Consider the following 15735-nt stretch of genomic DNA (forward strand, 5'->3'; position numbering starts at 1 on the left):
ACCCGCCTTCCTTCCCTGGGAGTAGTCACCCATGTTCGACAGCTCTGCCATCGACTGTTCCGGCCGCGCGCCGGAGGAGATCGAAGAGGCGGCGCTCGCGTCCGTCGCCGAGCACCGGCTCGCCTACCTGCGGAACTTCCCGATCGACGTCGACCAGTACATCGGCCTGCTCTCCCGCCTCGGCGAGCTGTGCCCCAACTACGCGGCCGGCTCGACGAAGGACCTCTACACCCTGCACGAGGCGATCAACATCGTCCGCTGCCGGGCACCGCAGGCTGCGGGACCCGAGCGGGTCCAGGAGAAGGCGGGCTCCCTGCCGATGCACTCCGGCCGCTCCTTCGCCCGCCGCCGCCCGCTCTTCCTGGCCATGCTGATGACCGACCCCGGCTGGCAGGACCTCGAGCCCGGCAGTAACGGCGAGTCCCTCATCGTCCGCTGGGGCGACGTGCTCGCGGAGGTGCGCCGCCGCCATCCCGAGCACTGGGCCGAGGACCTGCGCCTGCTCACCAGCAGGGCGATGAGCTTCCCCGCCTCCCACCTCGACGAGGAACCCTCGCTGGTCCCCTTCCTGTACGTGCCCGGCACCCCGCGGTACACCCCGGTCGCCGACGACGTCGCGGTCAGGCTGCCGCAGGACATCGGCCGGCTCCGCATGGCCGCCGAGTCCCTCGACGACGGTGAGCGCTGGTTCGAGGCGGTCACCCGCTTCCAGCAGGTTGCCAACGACCCGGCGGTCACCCATCGGTACGTGATGAACGCCGGCGACGTCGTCGTCATCGACAACGACCGCTACGGCCACGGCCGCCAGCACGTGGTGGCCGCGCGCACCGGCGCCGACGGCGGGCAGACAGTGAATCCGCGCGCCATCTGGAGCGTCAACATCCAGTAGCCGCAAGGCCCCTCACCTCATCAACTCCCCCTTCTGGAAAGAGACATGAGCACAGTTATCGCGAGTTGTACGCGGGGCGCCGGAACGCTTCCCGAGCAGCTGACCCCCGTGGTCGGCACCGGACACGCGGGCGACCTCGTCATCGCCCGCGTCGTCCGGGTCGGCGCCTACCCCCGGGTCGAGAACACCCACGGCCGTGACGTCCGCATCCGCGTCGGCGACGAGATCGTCGGCGTCCTGGGCGACCGCCACTCCACCACCTCCATCTACGGCGGGCTGCCCGACGGCGGACTCGCCGTCAGGGCCGGAGCCCCGGCAGACCTGCTCGCCGTCGGCGGCGTCATCGGCACCGCCGCCTCGTCGCCCGCGTCGCTCGGCACGGCGACCGCCCTCGAACTGGTGGGTCTCGCCGCCGACGAGAGCGGAGAGGTGGTGCGGCTGCGCCCGCGGACTGCGGCGTCCGTCCCCGCCACGCCCGTGGTCTTCATCGGCGGCACCGCCGCCGAGGTCGGCAAGACCACCTTCGCCTCGGCGCTCGTGCACCACCTCGCCGCCCGGCACGGGCTGCGGGTCGGCGTCACCAAGCTGGCGGGCACCGGCCGGCTGCGGGACCTGCTCACCCTCGCCGACGCGGGCGCCCACTGCGCCGCGGACTTCGTGGACGCGGGCCTCGCCACCACGTACGGGCACACACCCGAAGCGGTGGTCGGCACCGCCCGCCACCTGGTGAGCCGTCTCACCGACGAAGGCGCCGACATCGTCATCGCCGAACTCGGCGGCGACCTCTGGGGCGCTGGCATCCCGAACATCCTGCGCGACGCCGACCTGGTCGCCGCCGCGCGCGCCCTGGTCCTGGTGCCTTCCGACGCCATGGCGTCCCTCGGCGCCGACACCTGGCTCGCCCAGAACGGCATCACCATCCCGCCGGTCCACGGCGTGCCGCACCGCAACGTGATGGCGGCCCGCGAGCGGGTCGGCAAGGGCATGGGCGTCCAGCTGGTCGACCCGCACGACGAGCAGGACATGCGGCGGCTCGTCACCGAGGTGCTGCTGCCCGCCATGGCAGGCGCCAAGTGAGCGTCACCGCCTCCCACTTGGTTCTGCTCCTCGGTGCCGGGGGCATCTCCCCGGACACCGCGCTGACGGTGGCCCGCCAGGTGACGGACGAGGTGAGCGTCGTCTGGTACGGGACCGCGGGCGCCCCGGCCGCCGCCGTCGAGCGGCTCCGGTCCGACTGGAGCACCCGCTTCACCGGTGAGTGGCTGACCCCCGACGACCACGCGAGCATCCCCGGTCTGCTGGAGAAGCTCCACGCCCGCCGCCCCGTCCACGGCATCGCCACCTTCGGCGAGCCGATGCTCGTCGTACAGGCCGAGGCGCAGCAACGCCTCGGCCTGCCCGGCAACACACCGGAGGTGGTCCGCACCGCTCAGTCCAAGCTCGCGCAGCGGCGCCGCCTGCGCGAGGCGGGCGTGGAGAAGCTCCGCTTCGCCGAGATCACCCGCGAGGACGACGTTGCGGCGGCGGCCGCCGAAGTGGGTTTCCCCGCGGTGCTCAAGCCGGTGCATGGAGCGGCCAGCTTTCTGGTCAGCAAGGTGCGCACCGAGGACGAGCTGCGCCGGCGTGTGGCGGAGGCGTTCCGCGCCTACCGGGCGTCACCCCTGTTCGATCCGGAACCCGTCTTCGTCCTGGAGCAACTGCTCGTCGGCGACGACTGGTACGGGCGGCCCGGCTTCGGCGACTACGTCAGCGTGGAATCGCTCGTCGAGGACGGCCGGATCACCCATGTGGCCATCACGGACAAACTCCCGCTGGACGGGTTCGTCGAGGCCGGGCACGTGATGCCCACGTCGCTGCCCGCCGACCGGCGCCAGGAGGTACTCGACCACGCCGAGCGGATCATCCAGGCCCTGGACATCCGCTGGGGCGCCACCCACGTGGAGATCAAGCTCACCGCGGACGGCCCGGCGTGCATCGAGCTCAACGCCCGCCTCGGCGGCCCCATGGGCCACCTTGTACGCGGCGCGGGCGGCTCGGACATCGAGGCCGACATCATGCGCCTGGCGCTCGGCCGCACGATCGAGGGCGCCTACCCCGCCGTCAGGTATGCCCTGTACCGCTCGGTGCCGCCGCCCGCCGAACCAGTGACGCTGGTCCGTCAGACGTCCTCCGAGCAACTCCTGGCGAACTTCCCGGAGTTGGCGTTCTGTAAGACCCGCTTCGCGCCCGGCGCCGAACTGCACCCGGAGCGCCCGTACAACATCCTCACCTTCTTGGTGGCCGACCAGGACGTCCGGTCCGCGCTCGCCACCGCCGAACGCGTGGTGGCCGCGCACCGCGTCGAGTTCGTCTCGACCGCCGACGGCAGCCCAGTCCCGTTCCCGACCCGCTGACGCTCCCTTACGAAAGGTCACGATGCACGCGACAACCCTGGGCTCGACCACGGCCCGCGACCTGCTGCACAGTTTGGTGGACCATGGGTACTCCCTCGCCACGGGCGTGCCGTGCAGTCTGCTGAACGGCGCGTTCCGGCTCCTTGAGGAACCCGGCGACGACGAACGCCTCAAGACCCTGCGCTATGTCTCCGCCCCGCGGGAGGACAGCGCCGTCGGCATCGCCTCCGGCGCCGTCGTCGCCGGCGAGCGCGCCGTCGTCCTGATGCAGAACTCCGGGCTCGGCTACTGCCTGAACGTCCTCACCTCGTTCAACCTCATCTACGACGTGCCCGTCCTGCTCGTCGTCAGCTGGCGCGGCCACGACGGCAACGACGCCGTCGAGCACGACGTGATCGGCGCCGAGCTGCTCCGCCTGCTCGACCTGTTCGCGCTCCCGCACACCGTCCTGGACCCGGCCGACGCCGCCGGCTCCGTCTCCCACGTGCTTGAGCAGATGGACAAGGAGCAGCGCTGCGGCGTGCTCATCGTCCGGGAAGGCATCTGATGTCCGCACCGTCACCCGTCACCACCGCCGAGCTGAGCCTCTCCGAGGTCGTCACCGAGCTCATCGACCGCCACCCCGACGCGATCATCGTGTCGACCTGTGGATTCACCACCCGCGAGCTGTTCAACGCGGCGGACCGGCCTGAGAACTTCTACCTCGTCGGCTCCATGGGCATGGCCGCACCCGTCGCTCTCGGCATCGCGCTTGCCCGCCCCGGCCGCACCGTCATCGCCCTCGACGGCGACGGCTCGCTCCTGATGAACCTCGGCGTCCTGCCGCTGGTTGCGGCATCCGGCACGACGCTGCTCCACGTCGTCATCGACAACGGCATGCACGAGAGCACGGGCGGTCAGACCACCGTCCAGCGCTCCGACTTCGTCGCCCTCGCCCGAGCCGCCGGCTACCACGCCGCTCTGCGCGTGGAAAACGCCGACGAACTGCGCACGGTCCAGCTGCCCGAGGGCCCGACCCTGCTGCACGCCCTCACAGGCCCCCGCACCGGCGGCCCGGGACGCCGTGTGACGTACACCCCGCGGGAGATCGTCGAGCGCGTCCACGGCGCGGTCAATCAGGCGGCGGCGTAACCGCACTCCGCACCCCGTTCTCTGTTACTTCCCTGATCACCTGAAGGAGCACCTCATGTCCGCCAAGACCCACGCCCTGCGCAACGCCCTCACCGGCTCCACCATCACCCGCTTCATGGGCGCGCACAGCGCGCTGAGCGCCAAGCTCGCCGAGGAGGCCGGCTTCGAGGCGGTGTGGGCCAGCGGCCTGGAGATCTCCGCCGCCCGCGCCCTCCCGGACGCCAACATCCTGTCCATGGCGGAGTGCCTGGAAGCCGCCGCCGAGATCGCCGCCGCCGTCGGCATCCCCGTCCTCGCGGACTGCGACTCCGGCTTCGGCGGCGTCGGCAACGTCGCCCACATGGTCCGCTCCTACGAGTCCCGCGGCCTGGCCGGCGTCTGCATCGAGGACAAGCAGTTCCCGAAGATGAACAGCTTCGTCGCGGGCAACCAGGACCTCGCCCCGATCGGCGATTTCGCCGCGAAGATCACCGCCGCCAAGGAGGCCCGCACCGACGAGAACTTCGTCGTGGTGGCCCGTATCGAGGCTTTCATCTCCGGTGTCGGGCTCGACGAGGCGCTGCGCCGTGCGACCGTCTACGAGGCGGCGGGTGCCGACGCGCTGCTCATCCACTCCAAGATCGGCAGCCCCGAGGAGGTCTACTCCTTCCGCGAGGCCTACCGGGGCGAGCTGCCCGTGATCGTGGTCCCGACCACTTACCCGCAGGTGACCGCCGAGGAGCTGGCCGAGCACGGCTTCGGCGGCGTGATCTACGCCAACCAGGGCCTGCGCGCCTCCATCACCGCGATGCGCACCGTCCTCTCCCAGATCGGCGGCGACGGCTCGACCTACGGGGTCGAAGGCAGCATCGCCAGCCTCAAGGACATCTTCGCGCTCCAGAACGTGGACGACCTGCTCGCCCGGCAGCAGCGTCACGACGAGCTGACCGCCACGTACGACGCCCTCGCCTGATCCAGGGCCGCCCACCCCGACCGACAGAAGGGATCACGATGGAGCCCCGCCGAACCGCCGACCGCCGCCCGGTCGTCGAGGTCCGCAACCACATCGCGGACCGCTGGTGCGACGCAGAGTCGGGCCGCACCCAGGAGAACCGCAACCCCGGCGACCTCACGGACGTCGTCAGCCGCAGCGCGGACTCAGGTCCCGCCGACGCGCTGGCGGCGGTCGCTGCCGCCCAGGCCGCCCTGCCCGCCTGGCGGGCGCTCGGTCCGGTCCGGCGCGGGGAGATCGTCCTGCGGGCGGCCCGCCTCGTGGCCGAACGACGTCAGGAGTTCGGCGAGGCGATCACCCGTGAGCAGGGCAAGCTCCTCAAGGAGGCGCTCGGCGAGGTCGACCGCACGGTCGCCCTCCTCGAGTACACGGCGGGGGAGGGACGGCGCCTCGGCGGCGCCACCCTGCCCGCGGACGACCCGCGCACCGTGGCGCTGACCCGGCGCGAGCCGATCGGCGTCGTCGGCCTGGTCACCCCGTGGAACTTCCCGCTGGCCATCCCCGCGTGGAAGGTGGCCCCCGCCCTGGTGTCCGGGTGCACCGCCGTGCTCAAGCCGTCGCCGCTCACCCCGCTGACGGCGTCGCTGCTGGTGGAGTGCTTCGTCCGTGCGGGCGCCGTCGGCGGTGTGCTGAACCTGGTGCACGGTGGGCGCGAGGTGGGGGAGGCCCTGGTCAAGGAGCCCGCCGTGGCAGGCGTCTCCTTCACGGGGTCGGTGGAGGTGGGCCGGGCCATCCACACCGCGGGCGCGCACCGGTTCCTGCGCACCCAGCTGGAGATGGGCGGCAAGAACGCCGCGCTCGTACTCGCGGACGCGGACCTGGACGCGGCCGCCGACGCGATCGCGGCCGGCGCCTTCGGGCAGGCGGGCCAGCGCTGCTCCGCCACCAGCCGCGTCGTGGTGGACCAGGCGGTCCACGGTGAACTGGTCCGCCGCCTCGCCGACCGCGCGGCGGCCCTGCGTGTGGGCGGCGGCCTCGACGCCGCCGCCCAGCTCGGCCCGGTCGTCAGTGCCGACCGGCTGCGCGCCTGCGTCGACGGCGTGCGCCAGGCCCTCGCCGAGGGCGCGACCAGGGTGACCGGCGGCGAGCGACTGACCGAAGGGCTCCCGGAGGGGTACTTCATGGCCCCCACGGTGCTGGACGGGGTTCGCGCGGACAGCTACATCGCGCAGGAGGAGATCTTTGGCCCCGTCCTCTCGGTCATCGAGTGCGACGGTCTCGACGACGGCCTGCGCATCGTCAACTCCGTCCGCTACGGCATGGCCGCGGCGATCTTCACGAAGGACCCGACGCTGGCCTTCACCGCTCTCGACCGCATCGAGGCGGGCATGCTCCACGTCAACCGCCCCGGCGTGGGCGCGTACCCGCACATGCCGCACATCGGTGCGAAGGAGTCCCAGTACGGCCCCGCCGAGTGCTCGCCCCAAGTCTGGGACTTCTACACGGAATGGCGCACGGCCTGCATCTCCTACTGATCCTGTCCCGTTCCGACGAGAAGCGCCTTCGTCGCCCGGTACCGCACCGGGCGACGAAGGCAGACGCGGAGCAGTCATGCGCACGCCTCCCTCGTGGGCGGCACGGGAGATCACCGGCCCGCGCGTCCGCGAACTCAGGCGTACGGGTAGAACCCCGACCCCGTCTTCCGGCCCAGCCGCCCCGCGTCCACCATGCGCTGGAGCAGCGGGGGAGCGGCGTACAGCGGCTCCTTGTACTCCGCGTACATCGAGTCGGCGACCGAGGCGACGGTGTCCAGGCCGATCAGGTCCGCGAGCTTGAGCGGGCCCATCGGGTGGGCGCAGCCCATCTCCATGCCGTTGTCGATGTCCTCGCGGCTGGCGATGCCCGACTCGAACATCCGGATCGCCGAGAGCAGATACGGGATCAGCAGGGCGTTGACGACGAAGCCGGAGCGGTCCTGGGCGCGGATCGGGTGCTTGCCCAGTACGTCCTGGACCACGGCCTCGGAGCGCTTGACGGTCTCGTCCGACGTGGTCAGCGCGGGGATCAGCTCGACGAGCTTCTGCACCGGCGCCGGGTTGAAGAAGTGGATGCCGATGACCTGGTCCGGGCGAGAGGTCGCGACGGCCAGCTTCACCAGCGGGATCGAGGAGGTGTTGGAGGCCAGGATCGCGTCCGGGCGGGTCACCACCTGGTCGAGCACCTGGAAGATCTCGGTCTTGACCTGCTCGTTCTCCACGACGGCCTCGATGACGAGGTCACGGTCGGCGAACTCGCCGAGGTCCGTGGTGAAGCTGAGCCGGCCCAGCGTCTCGTCGCGCTCCTCCGCCGTGATCTTGCCGCGCTCGGCGGCCTTCGACAGGGAGTTGTGGAGCCGGGTGCGGCCGATCTCCAGCGCCTCGCCGGTCGTCTCGGCCACCTTGACGTCGAGGCCGCTGCGCGCGCACACCTCCGCGATGCCCGCGCCCATCTGGCCGCAGCCCACCACTCCGACGCGTGCAATGTCGGCCATAGAGTCCGTCACCTCGTGCCTTTCGCTGTTCCCGTTCGGCGGCTTCCGTCTGGTTCCGGACTCCACCACGACTCCCCGACGTTACTCCGCGCCTTACCAGGAATGGCAGGCCGGGGCGTGCATGCTCGGCTCCGGACACCCCGGTGCCAGGAATGCGGGGATTTGGTCGAGTGCGGAGAGAGAGCGGGTGCGACGCGATGCGAGGAGTGGCCCGAAGAGGGTTGGTGACCGGTGCGGTCGCCGGTGCGGTGGGAGCGGTGGCGGTGGCCGGTGACGCCGCCGCGCGGCCCCGGCGGGCGCGGGCCCTTCCCGGTCCGGCCGCCGGACGCGATGTGGTGCGGCGCGAGCTGCGCGGCATGTGGGTGGCGACCGTCGCCAACACCGACTGGCCGTCGAAGCCGGGCCTGTCCGCCGCCGCGCAGCGGGCCGAGCTGACCGCCCACCTCGACGAGGCGGTGGAGCGGAAGCTGAACGCGGTGATCCTCCAGGTCCGCCCGAGCGCCGACGCGCTGTGGCCCTCGTCGTACGAGCCGTGGGCCGAGTGCCTGACCGGGACGCAGGGCAAGGACCCCGGCTGGGACCCGCTGGGCACCGCCGTCCGGGAGGCGCACGACCGGGGCCTGGAGCTGCACGCCTGGTTCAACCCGTACCGGGTCGCGCACCACGCCGACCCCGCACGGCTCACCGCTTCCCACCCCGCGCGCCGCAACCCGGGCTGGGCACTGCCGTACGGCGGCAAGCTCTACTACAACCCGGGCCTGCCCGAGGTCCGCGCCTTCGTCCAGGACGCGATGCTCGACGCGGTTCGCCGCTACGACGTCGACGCCGTGCACTGGGACGACTACTTCTACCCGTACCCGGTGGCCGGCCAGACCTTCGCGGACGGCGCCGCCTACGAGAAGTACGGAGCCGGCTTCCCCGACAAGGCCGCCTGGCGCCGCGACAACACGGACAAGCTGGTGCGCGAGACCGCCGAACGCGTCAAGGAGCTGAAGCCCGGCGTCCGGTTCGGCATCAGCCCCTTCGGCGTCTGGCGCAACGCCGTCACGGACCCGGAGGGCTCGCCGACCAGGGCGAGGGTGCAGACGTACGACGACCTGTACGCGGACACCCGGGGCTGGATCAAGAAGGGCTGGCTGGATTACGTCGTCCCGCAGCTGTACTGGCACATCGGCGACACGGCGGCCGACTACGCCGTCCTCGTGCCCTGGTGGTCCGACACCGTACGCGGCACGGGCGTCGACCTGTTCATCGGCGAGGCCCTGTACAAGTGCGGCGACTCAGCCCGGCCCGCGGCCTGGCAGGACCCCGTGGAGCTGTCCCGCCACATGGACCTCGCGGCCCGGCACGACCAGGTCCGCGGACACGTCTACTTCTCGGCGAAGAGCGTGGCCGCGGACCGGATCGGCGCGATGGACCGGGTGGTCGCCGACCACTACCGGACGTACGCGAGGCCGCCGCGCTGACGGACGTGCCGGTGCCGCGGCACCTAGGTGATGTCCGAGTCCCGGCCCGACGTGCAGCCCGTGTGCTGGACGACGGTGTCGGGGCCCGGTGCGAGCAGGTGTTCGTGTCCGTCGTCGAAACGGACGCGGTAGGGGGGAGAGCCCCCGGACCCGAGCACTTCGACGATCTCCGCGACCCGGTCGTGCTGACCCACGGTCCTGCCGTGCGTCAGCAGCCGGTCGCCCGTGTGTGCCTCCATCGGGAGTGACCTCCTCACGGGTGGCGTGATGCCCTGCTGCCGCCAGTCTATGACCGGGTGCGGGCCGCGCGCTGGGTGAGCGCGATGCAGACCAGGACCGCGACCGCCGCCACCGGGGCCGCCGCCGCGATCTCCTCGCCGAGCAGGAAGAACGACCAGAACAGGGTCAGCAGCGGCTGGGCCAGCTGGAGCTGGCTGGCCCGCGCCACCCCGATCTCCGCCATGCCCCGGTACCAGACGTACAGCCCGAGGAACGTGGAGACGGCCGAGACCCAGACCAGCCCGACGACCCCGTGCACGCTCGGCCGCACCGGCTCGTACGCCAATGCCACGGCGGCCCCCGCCAGCATGAGCGGCAGTGTGAGGAGCAGTGCCCAGCCGGTCACCTGCCACCCCGGCATCACCTTCGCGAGCCGGCCGCCCTCGGTGTACCCGGCCGCGCACACCAGCAGCGCGCCGAACAGGAAGAGATCACCGGCCGACAGCGCCCCGCCGCTCTGCGACACGGTGAAGGCGATCACCACGGCCGCCCCGGCCACCGCCGCCGCCCAGAAGGCGCGGGGCGGGCGCGTCCCGGTCCGTACCGAGGAGAAGGCCGCCGTGGTCAACGGGAGCAGCCCCACGACCACCGCGGCGTGCGAGGTCGTCGATGTCCGCAGGGCCAGCGTCGTCAGCAGCGGGAAGCCGACCACCACGCCGCCCGCCACGACGGCGAGCCCCGCCCAGTGCTCCCGGGCCGGCACCCGCGCCCGGGCCGCGAGGAGGAACCCGCCGGCGAGCGCCGTGGCCAGCAGGCTGCGCAGTGCCACCAGCGACCAGGGGCCGAAGCTCTCCAGACCCCAGGCGGTGGAGGGGAAGGTCAGCGAGAACGTCACCACGCCCAACAGTGCGAGCAGCGTCCCTCGCCGGGCCCCGGGACGGGCCGGGGCGGGCTGCCGCAGTCCACCGTTGACGGGCTCGACCGCTATCCTGATTCCTGAAGTAGCGCTATCCTCTGCTCTCATGCAAGAGCGTAGCAGTGTGGGGGAGTTGGTCGCAGCGTTGCGGGCGGAGGTGAACCGCTACTCTCCTGGTGAGAAGCTGCCATCCAGTCGCGCCCTTGTCGAACGCTTCCGGGCCAGCCCCGTCACCGTGTCGCGGGCCGTCGCTCAGCTCGCCGCCGAAGGGCTCGTCGTCACCCGCCCCGGCTCCGGCGCCTACCGGGCCAGGTCCCTCGCCCAGGCGGCACCCCCGGCCGGTGACACCTCCTGGCAGGAGGTTTCGCTCAGTGGCGACGGCGGCCCGGAGGCGCTGCCCCGCAGCGTCGACGTGTCCGGTCTGCTGGCCAGCCTCGTCGCCCCGCCCACCGGCGTCATCGAGCTCAACGGCGGCTATCTGCACACCTCGCTCCAGCCCGAACGGGCCCTGGCCGCCGCCCTGGCCCGGGCCGGCCGCCGCCCGGGTGCCTGGAGCCGCCCGCCCATCGACGGACTCACCGAGCTGCGCGCCTGGTTCGCCCGCGGCATCGGCCCCGCGCACGGGGCCGCCGACGTGCTGATCACCGCCGGCGGCCAGAGCGCCCTGGCCACCGCGCTGCGGGCACTCGCCCCGCCCGGCGCCCCCGTGCTCGTCGAGTCGCCCACCTACCCCGGCATGCTGGCGGCCGCCCGGGCGGCCGGGCTGCGGCCGGTGCCCGTCCCGGTGGACACCGACGGCGTCCGCCCCGACCTGCTCGCCGCCGCCTTCCACGCCACCGGGGCCCGCGTCTTCGTCTGCCAGCCCCTCTTCCAGAACCCGACCGGTACCGTCCTGTCCGAGGCGCGGCGCCCCGAGGTCCTCCGGATCGCCCGGGAGGCCGGGGCCTTCGTCATCGAGGACGACTTCGCCCGCCTCCTCGCCCACGACGACGCGGGCCCGCTGCCCCGCCCGCTCGCCGCCGACGACCCCGACGGGGTCGTCGTGCACATCCGCTCCCTGACCAAGGCCGCCTCGCCCAGCCTGCGGGTGGGCGCGCTCGCCGCCCGTGGCCCGGCCCTGGAACGGCTGCGGGGCCTCCAGGTCGTCGACAGCTTCTTCGTACCCCGGCCGCTCCAGGAGGCCGCGCTCGAACTGGTCGGCTCGCCCGCCTGGGGCCGGCACCTGCGTGCCGTGGCGGCCGAGCTCGGCGCCCGGCGCACGGCGATGGCGGCGGCGCTGGGCGAGTCGCTGCCCGGCCTGGGGCTGCCGCACCTCCCGGCCGGCGGCGGCTATCTCTGGCTGCGCCTGCCCGGCTCCGTGGCCGGTACGGACGAGTCCGCGATGGTCCAGGCGGCGCTGCGCGCCGGGGTGGCCGTCGCGCCGGGACGGCCGTACTTCGGCGCCGAGCCTCCCGCCCCGCACGTCCGGCTGAGCTTCGCCTCCGTCGCCGGACCGGCCGAGATCGCGGAGGGCGTGCGCCGACTGCGTACCGCCTGGGAGGGAGCCCCGGCCGCGGCGTCCCCCGCCGGCTGACCCAGGACCTGTGGGCAGGGCCCCCGGGGCCTCCTCGGCTACGTGCTGAAGGCCCGTCGTCCTCGTACCGGGACGTCGACGTCGGTCCGCTGTCCACCGTCACCCTCACCGGCCTGCCGCGCCGCTGGAGCCCGCGCCCGGAGACCGGGGCACGCCGAGGCGTCAGGGCGCGGAGGTGCGAAGAGGTGGAGGTCAGCCCTCCTGGCCGGGGGCCTTCGGGGCCTCGGACGCGGGCTTCTTCTGCCCGGCGGCGAGGAGCGAGAGCGCCTCGGCGATGGCCTGCTCGGCTGTCGCCTTGTCGATACCGAGGCCGCTGAGCACGCCGGAGCCGGCCTCGTGCTCCAGCAGGGCGAGCAGGATGTGCTCGGTGCCGATGTAGTTGTGCCCCATCCGCAGGGCCTCGCGGAAGGTCAGCTCCAGCGCCTTGCGCGCGTCCCCGTTGTACGGGATCAGCTCGGGGATCTCGCCGTCGGTGGCCGGGGGGAGCGCGTCGGTGGCCGCCTGCCGGACGGCGTCCAGGGCCACGCCCTGCGCCTTGATGAACGCCGCCGCGAGGGCTTCGGGCTCGCTGAGCAGGCCGAGGACCAGGTGTGCCGTGCCGATCTCGGGGTTGCCGGCCGCCCGTGCCTCGTTCTGGGCCGCCATCACCACGTTCTTGGCGCGCGGGGTGAAGCGGCCGAAGCCCTGGCTCGGGTCGAGGTCGGTGCCTTCGCCGGGGGCCTTGGCGACGAAGCGCTTCTGCGCGGCCTGCCGGGTCACCCCCATGCTCCTGCCGATGTCGGTCCAGGAGGCGCCGGAGCGGCGCGCCTGGTCGACGAAGTGGCCGATCAGGTGGTCCGCGACGTCGCCGAGGTGGTCGGCGGCGATGACGGCGTCCTGGAGCTGTTCGAGGGCGTCGGAGTGGACCTTCTTGATGGCTTCGATCAGGTCGTCGAGGCGGACGGGTCGCGTCGGGACTACGGGATTCGTCATGCGTCAACCGTAAGTTGACAGTGGAGAAGTGTCAACTGTCGGTTGACGATGCACGTGTCCCGAATGACGAAACGCGCCGCCCGACGGGAAACGTCGGGCGGCGCGTTCGGTCAGCCGGGGGCTGTCCGCGGGGAATCCGCGACTCAGAGGACGCCGGAGTCGGCGATGGTGATCTTCGCCTGGGTGCGGCCGCTCTGCGAGCCGAGGGACTCGATCCGCTTGACCAGGACCATGCTGTCCTCGTCGGCGACCTCGCCGAAGACGACGTGCTTGCCGTCCAGCCAGGACGTCACGATCGTCGTGATGAAGAACTGCGACCCGTTCGAGTTCGGGCCGGCGTTGGCCATGGAGAGCAGGCCGGGCTTGGTGTGCGCCAGCTTGAAGTTCTCGTCGGCGAACTTGGCACCGTAGATGCTCTTGCCGCCCGTGCCGTCGCCGCGCGTGAAGTCGCCGCCCTGGAGCATGAACTCCGGGATGACCCGGTGGAAGGAGGAACCCTTGTAGCCGTAGCCGTTCTGGCCGGTCGCCAGCTGGCGGAAGTTCTCGGCGGTCTTGGGAACGACGTCGTCGAACAGATTGAAGACGATCCGCCCGGCGGGCTCGTCGTTGATGGTGATGTCGAAGTAAACCTGGCTCGTCATACAACCATCCTGACATCTGCCCGAACGGGCCCGACGCCCGCCCCTTCAGACACCGGTGCTCCCGTCGATCCGCTCGCGGAGCAGATCGGCGTGGCCGCTGTGGCGGGCGTACTCGCCGATCATGTGGTGGTAGATCCACCGGAGGTTCACCTCGCCGCCCATGAAGGGCGCCGAGTCCTCCAGCGACCGCTCGGCGCACACCGCGCGGGACACGGCGATCTCCTCCTGCCAGGCCGCGCGGGCACCGGCGAACGTGGCGCCCCCGGCGAGCTCGAAGCCTCCGTCATGGCCCTCGGGACGGGCGGGCCCGCCGTGCACCGGCGGGACGTCCTCGCCGGTCAGGACCCGGCAAAACCAGTTCCGCTCGACCTCGGCGAGGTGCTGGACGAGCCCCATCAGCGTCAGCGACGACGGCGGTACGGAGGCGCTGCGCACCTGCTCGTCGGAGAGGTCCTCGCACTTCAGGGCCACGGTGGCCCGGTAGAAGTCGAGCCAGCTCTCCAGGCCGGGGCGCTCGTCGGCGTCGAGGGGTGGCATCGGGCGTTCGATGTGCGTCATGGTCACCGATGCTGCCAGGAGGGTCCGACAACGGCGCCCCGGCGGGCCGCGCCACGGCCTCCGGCGGGTTCCGGCCCCGGTCTGCGGGCGCCGTCGGGGCGCGCACCACCGGTTACGGCCTCCGGCGTGCGCGACTCCACGGCCTCAGGCGGGCGCGAACCGACGGCCTACGGCCTCCGGCGCGGCTTTCCGCGCTTGGGGGCCGCGCCGCCCTTGGTGCCGCGCGTGCCCCTGGCTCCGCCGGAGCTCCCCGATCCGCCCCGGGCACCCTTCCCCGCCCCCGTGCCCGAGGCCCGCTTCGGCTTGTCCTTGGCCTTCGCCCGGGCCGCGGGCTCCGCCCCCGCCCGGCCGCGCGAGCTGTTCACGGTCCGGCCGCGCACGATGCCGATGAAGTCCTCCACCTGGTCGGTGGTCTTCTCCTGCGGCCACGACAGGGCGACGCGCGACTCGGGCGCGTCCGTCAGCGGCCGGTACGTCAGGTCCTTGCGGTGGTGCAGCCGGGCCAGCGACTGGGGGACGACGAGGACGCCGATGCCCGCCGCCACCAGCTCGACGGCGTCCGCCGTGGTCGCCGGCCGCTCGACCGCCGGGCGGCCGGGCAACCCCTCCCAGGGCAGGGTGTCGTCCAGCGGGTGGAGCACGATCTCGTCGGCCAGCTCGGCGACGGACAGCTCATCGACCGCCGCGATCAGATGGTCCTTCGGGACCACGACGACGGTGGTCTCCGTGTACAGGGGGATCGCGCTGAGATCCGTACCGTCGACCGGCAGCCGGAGGAACCCGGCGTCGGCGTCACCGGCGCGCAGCAGGTCCTGGGCCCCGTCCGCGGGCACCTGGACGAGGGTCAGGGGGATACCGGGCAGGCGCTCGTTCCAGATCCGCACCCACTTGGTGGGGGTCACTCCGGGGACGTACGCCAGCCGGAACGAAGGGGTTGCTTCCGGGCCTGTCACCCCGCCAGGTTACCGGCCGTGGTCGAGGGAGCCGCACGCGCTGGATACCCTTGACCTCATGAAGTCCCACCAGACCGCCCAGACGATGAAGCCCGCGACCGCGGCGAAGAAGCTGGGTGTGTACCTCGACGCCACCCCCGCCGAATTCCAGGAGGGTCTCGTCTCGCGCGCCGAGCTGGCGGCCCTCCAGGCCGATCCGCCCCAGTGGCTGCGCGACCTGCGGGACAACGGCCCGCACCCGCGCCCGGTCGTCGCGTCCAAGCTGGGCGTCTCCATCTCGGGCCTGGCCCGCGGCGGGGTCACCGAGCCCCTGACCACCGAGCAGATCGACGCACTGAAGCAGGACAACCCCGAGTGGCTGCAGAAGGAGCGCGCCACTCAGGCGGACGTCCGCAAGGAGAACATCCGCATCAAGGAGCGGAACGCCGAGCGCGCCGCCGGGCCGCAGGAGCCCCGTTCCTGACGCGGCAGTCCGCGACGCGACGCGGGGTGGTGGGGGGGGGGGGGGGCACCCCGGCCCCCCCCCCCCCCGGCCGCGGGGGGGGGCCCCAGGTGGGGGGCGG

The 15735-nt window shown here is 72.6% G+C and carries 17 protein-coding genes; 10 read left to right on the top strand and 7 right to left on the bottom strand.

Features of this window, described 5'->3' with window-relative positions:
• Positions 1-31: 31 nt before the first annotated feature.
• Genes ABZ564_RS05575 through ABZ564_RS05605 form a run of 7 tightly spaced genes read left to right on the top strand, consistent with a single transcriptional unit; the run spans position 32 to position 6879 of the window.
• Complete coding sequence (locus ABZ564_RS05575) at positions 32-889, top strand: TauD/TfdA family dioxygenase (RefSeq protein WP_360849874.1); 858 nt, start codon at positions 32-34, stop codon at positions 887-889.
• 45 nt (positions 890-934) lie between these two features.
• Positions 935-1966: a hypothetical protein gene (locus ABZ564_RS05580; RefSeq protein WP_360849877.1), complete on the top strand. Its 1032-nt coding sequence runs from the start codon at positions 935-937 to the stop codon at positions 1964-1966.
• Complete coding sequence (locus ABZ564_RS05585; RefSeq protein WP_360849880.1) at positions 1963-3282, top strand: ATP-grasp domain-containing protein; 1320 nt, start codon at positions 1963-1965, stop codon at positions 3280-3282. Before ABZ564_RS05580 ends, ABZ564_RS05585 begins: the two co-directional genes overlap by 4 nt.
• A 22-nt stretch (positions 3283-3304) precedes the next feature.
• Positions 3305-3829, top strand: a complete 525-nt coding sequence (locus tag ABZ564_RS05590; protein WP_360849883.1) for a hypothetical protein — start codon at positions 3305-3307, stop codon at positions 3827-3829.
• A complete protein-coding gene (locus ABZ564_RS05595) occupies positions 3829-4413 on the top strand; it encodes a thiamine pyrophosphate-dependent enzyme (RefSeq protein WP_360849886.1) in 585 nt (194 codons plus the stop codon). Before ABZ564_RS05590 ends, ABZ564_RS05595 begins: the two co-directional genes overlap by 1 nt.
• A gap of 55 nt (positions 4414-4468) precedes the next feature.
• Positions 4469-5365, top strand: a complete 897-nt coding sequence (locus ABZ564_RS05600) for an isocitrate lyase/phosphoenolpyruvate mutase family protein (protein ID WP_360849889.1) — start codon at positions 4469-4471, stop codon at positions 5363-5365.
• Between the two features lie 38 nt (positions 5366-5403).
• Positions 5404-6879 carry an aldehyde dehydrogenase family protein gene (locus tag ABZ564_RS05605; protein WP_360849892.1) on the top strand — a complete coding sequence of 492 codons (1476 nt, stop codon included), beginning with the start codon at positions 5404-5406 and terminating at the stop codon, positions 6877-6879.
• A 134-nt stretch (positions 6880-7013) separates the two neighbouring features.
• Here ABZ564_RS05605 and ABZ564_RS05610 read toward each other — a convergent pair whose 3' ends face one another.
• On the bottom strand, positions 7014-7874 hold the full coding sequence (locus ABZ564_RS05610; protein WP_360849895.1) for a 3-hydroxybutyryl-CoA dehydrogenase: 861 nt from the start codon (positions 7872-7874) through the stop codon (positions 7014-7016).
• 197 nt (positions 7875-8071) lie between these two features.
• Here ABZ564_RS05610 and ABZ564_RS05615 point away from each other — a divergent pair, with 197 nt between their 5' ends.
• Positions 8072-9340: a family 10 glycosylhydrolase gene (locus ABZ564_RS05615; protein ID WP_360849898.1), complete on the top strand. Its 1269-nt coding sequence runs from the start codon at positions 8072-8074 to the stop codon at positions 9338-9340.
• A gap of 23 nt (positions 9341-9363) precedes the next feature.
• On the opposite strand, the gene ABZ564_RS05620 is transcribed toward ABZ564_RS05615, so the two are convergent.
• Both ABZ564_RS05620 and ABZ564_RS05625 read right to left on the bottom strand, forming a co-directional pair.
• On the bottom strand, positions 9364-9579 hold the full coding sequence (locus ABZ564_RS05620) for a DUF1918 domain-containing protein (RefSeq protein ID WP_360849901.1): 216 nt from the start codon (positions 9577-9579) through the stop codon (positions 9364-9366).
• 47 nt (positions 9580-9626) lie between these two features.
• A complete protein-coding gene (locus ABZ564_RS05625) occupies positions 9627-10583 on the bottom strand; it encodes a DMT family transporter (RefSeq protein ID WP_360849904.1) in 957 nt (318 codons plus the stop codon).
• Here ABZ564_RS05625 and ABZ564_RS05630 point away from each other — a divergent pair.
• The gene (locus ABZ564_RS05630) at positions 10582-12048 is read left to right on the top strand and encodes a PLP-dependent aminotransferase family protein (RefSeq protein ID WP_360849907.1); all 1467 of its coding nucleotides are present in this window, start codon (positions 10582-10584) and stop codon (positions 12046-12048) included. The genes ABZ564_RS05625 and ABZ564_RS05630 overlap by 2 nt on opposite strands.
• Before the next feature lie 192 nt (positions 12049-12240).
• Here the strand turns inward: ABZ564_RS05630 and ABZ564_RS05635 are convergent, their stop codons facing one another.
• The 4 genes from ABZ564_RS05635 to ABZ564_RS05650 all read right to left on the bottom strand — a co-directional run bounded on the left by ABZ564_RS05635 (position 12241) and on the right by ABZ564_RS05650 (position 15172).
• Entirely contained in the window at positions 12241-13020 is a 780-nt protein-coding gene (locus ABZ564_RS05635; protein ID WP_360849910.1) for a Clp protease N-terminal domain-containing protein, read from the bottom strand.
• A gap of 143 nt (positions 13021-13163) precedes the next feature.
• The gene (locus tag ABZ564_RS05640; protein WP_360849913.1) at positions 13164-13661 is read right to left on the bottom strand and encodes a peptidylprolyl isomerase; all 498 of its coding nucleotides are present in this window, start codon (positions 13659-13661) and stop codon (positions 13164-13166) included.
• A gap of 45 nt (positions 13662-13706) precedes the next feature.
• A complete protein-coding gene (locus tag ABZ564_RS05645) occupies positions 13707-14219 on the bottom strand; it encodes a DinB family protein (RefSeq protein WP_360849916.1) in 513 nt (170 codons plus the stop codon).
• A gap of 167 nt (positions 14220-14386) precedes the next feature.
• Positions 14387-15172, bottom strand: coding sequence for a LysR family transcriptional regulator substrate-binding protein (locus tag ABZ564_RS05650; RefSeq protein ID WP_360849919.1), 786 nt, complete (start codon positions 15170-15172; stop codon positions 14387-14389).
• 58 nt (positions 15173-15230) lie between these two features.
• Here ABZ564_RS05650 and ABZ564_RS05655 point away from each other — a divergent pair, with 58 nt between their 5' ends.
• A complete protein-coding gene (locus ABZ564_RS05655) occupies positions 15231-15635 on the top strand; it encodes a DUF5997 family protein (RefSeq protein WP_360849922.1) in 405 nt (134 codons plus the stop codon).
• Positions 15636-15735: the final 100 nt, after the last annotated feature.

Origin of the sequence: Streptomyces sp. NPDC019224, assembly GCF_040632605.1 — a bacterium.
In the GTDB taxonomy this organism is placed as follows: Bacteria; Actinomycetota; Actinomycetes; order Streptomycetales; family Streptomycetaceae; genus Streptomyces.

Excerpts from the sequence above, each read along its gene's own strand:
- ABZ564_RS05575 (WP_360849874.1), top strand. The coding sequence starts at position 32 with ATGTTCGACAGCTCTGCCATCGACTGTTCCGGCCGCGCGCCGGAGGAG.
- ABZ564_RS05580 (WP_360849877.1), top strand. The coding sequence starts at position 935 with ATGAGCACAGTTATCGCGAGTTGTACGCGGGGCGCCGGAACGCTTCCC.
- ABZ564_RS05590 (WP_360849883.1), top strand. The coding sequence starts at position 3,305 with ATGCACGCGACAACCCTGGGCTCGACCACGGCCCGCGACCTGCTGCAC.
- ABZ564_RS05595 (WP_360849886.1), top strand. The coding sequence starts at position 3,829 with ATGTCCGCACCGTCACCCGTCACCACCGCCGAGCTGAGCCTCTCCGAG.
- ABZ564_RS05600 (WP_360849889.1), top strand. The coding sequence starts at position 4,469 with ATGTCCGCCAAGACCCACGCCCTGCGCAACGCCCTCACCGGCTCCACC.
- ABZ564_RS05605 (WP_360849892.1), top strand. The coding sequence starts at position 5,404 with ATGGAGCCCCGCCGAACCGCCGACCGCCGCCCGGTCGTCGAGGTCCGC.
- ABZ564_RS05610 (WP_360849895.1), bottom strand. The coding sequence starts at position 7,874 with ATGGCCGACATTGCACGCGTCGGAGTGGTGGGCTGCGGCCAGATGGGC.
- ABZ564_RS05615 (WP_360849898.1), top strand. The coding sequence starts at position 8,072 with ATGCGAGGAGTGGCCCGAAGAGGGTTGGTGACCGGTGCGGTCGCCGGT.
- ABZ564_RS05620 (WP_360849901.1), bottom strand. The coding sequence starts at position 9,579 with ATGGAGGCACACACGGGCGACCGGCTGCTGACGCACGGCAGGACCGTG.
- ABZ564_RS05630 (WP_360849907.1), top strand. The coding sequence starts at position 10,582 with ATGCAAGAGCGTAGCAGTGTGGGGGAGTTGGTCGCAGCGTTGCGGGCG.
- ABZ564_RS05625 (WP_360849904.1), bottom strand. The coding sequence starts at position 10,583 with ATGAGAGCAGAGGATAGCGCTACTTCAGGAATCAGGATAGCGGTCGAG.
- ABZ564_RS05635 (WP_360849910.1), bottom strand. The coding sequence starts at position 13,020 with ATGACGAATCCCGTAGTCCCGACGCGACCCGTCCGCCTCGACGACCTG.
- ABZ564_RS05640 (WP_360849913.1), bottom strand. The coding sequence starts at position 13,661 with ATGACGAGCCAGGTTTACTTCGACATCACCATCAACGACGAGCCCGCC.
- ABZ564_RS05645 (WP_360849916.1), bottom strand. The coding sequence starts at position 14,219 with ATGACGCACATCGAACGCCCGATGCCACCCCTCGACGCCGACGAGCGC.
- ABZ564_RS05655 (WP_360849922.1), top strand. The coding sequence starts at position 15,231 with ATGAAGTCCCACCAGACCGCCCAGACGATGAAGCCCGCGACCGCGGCG.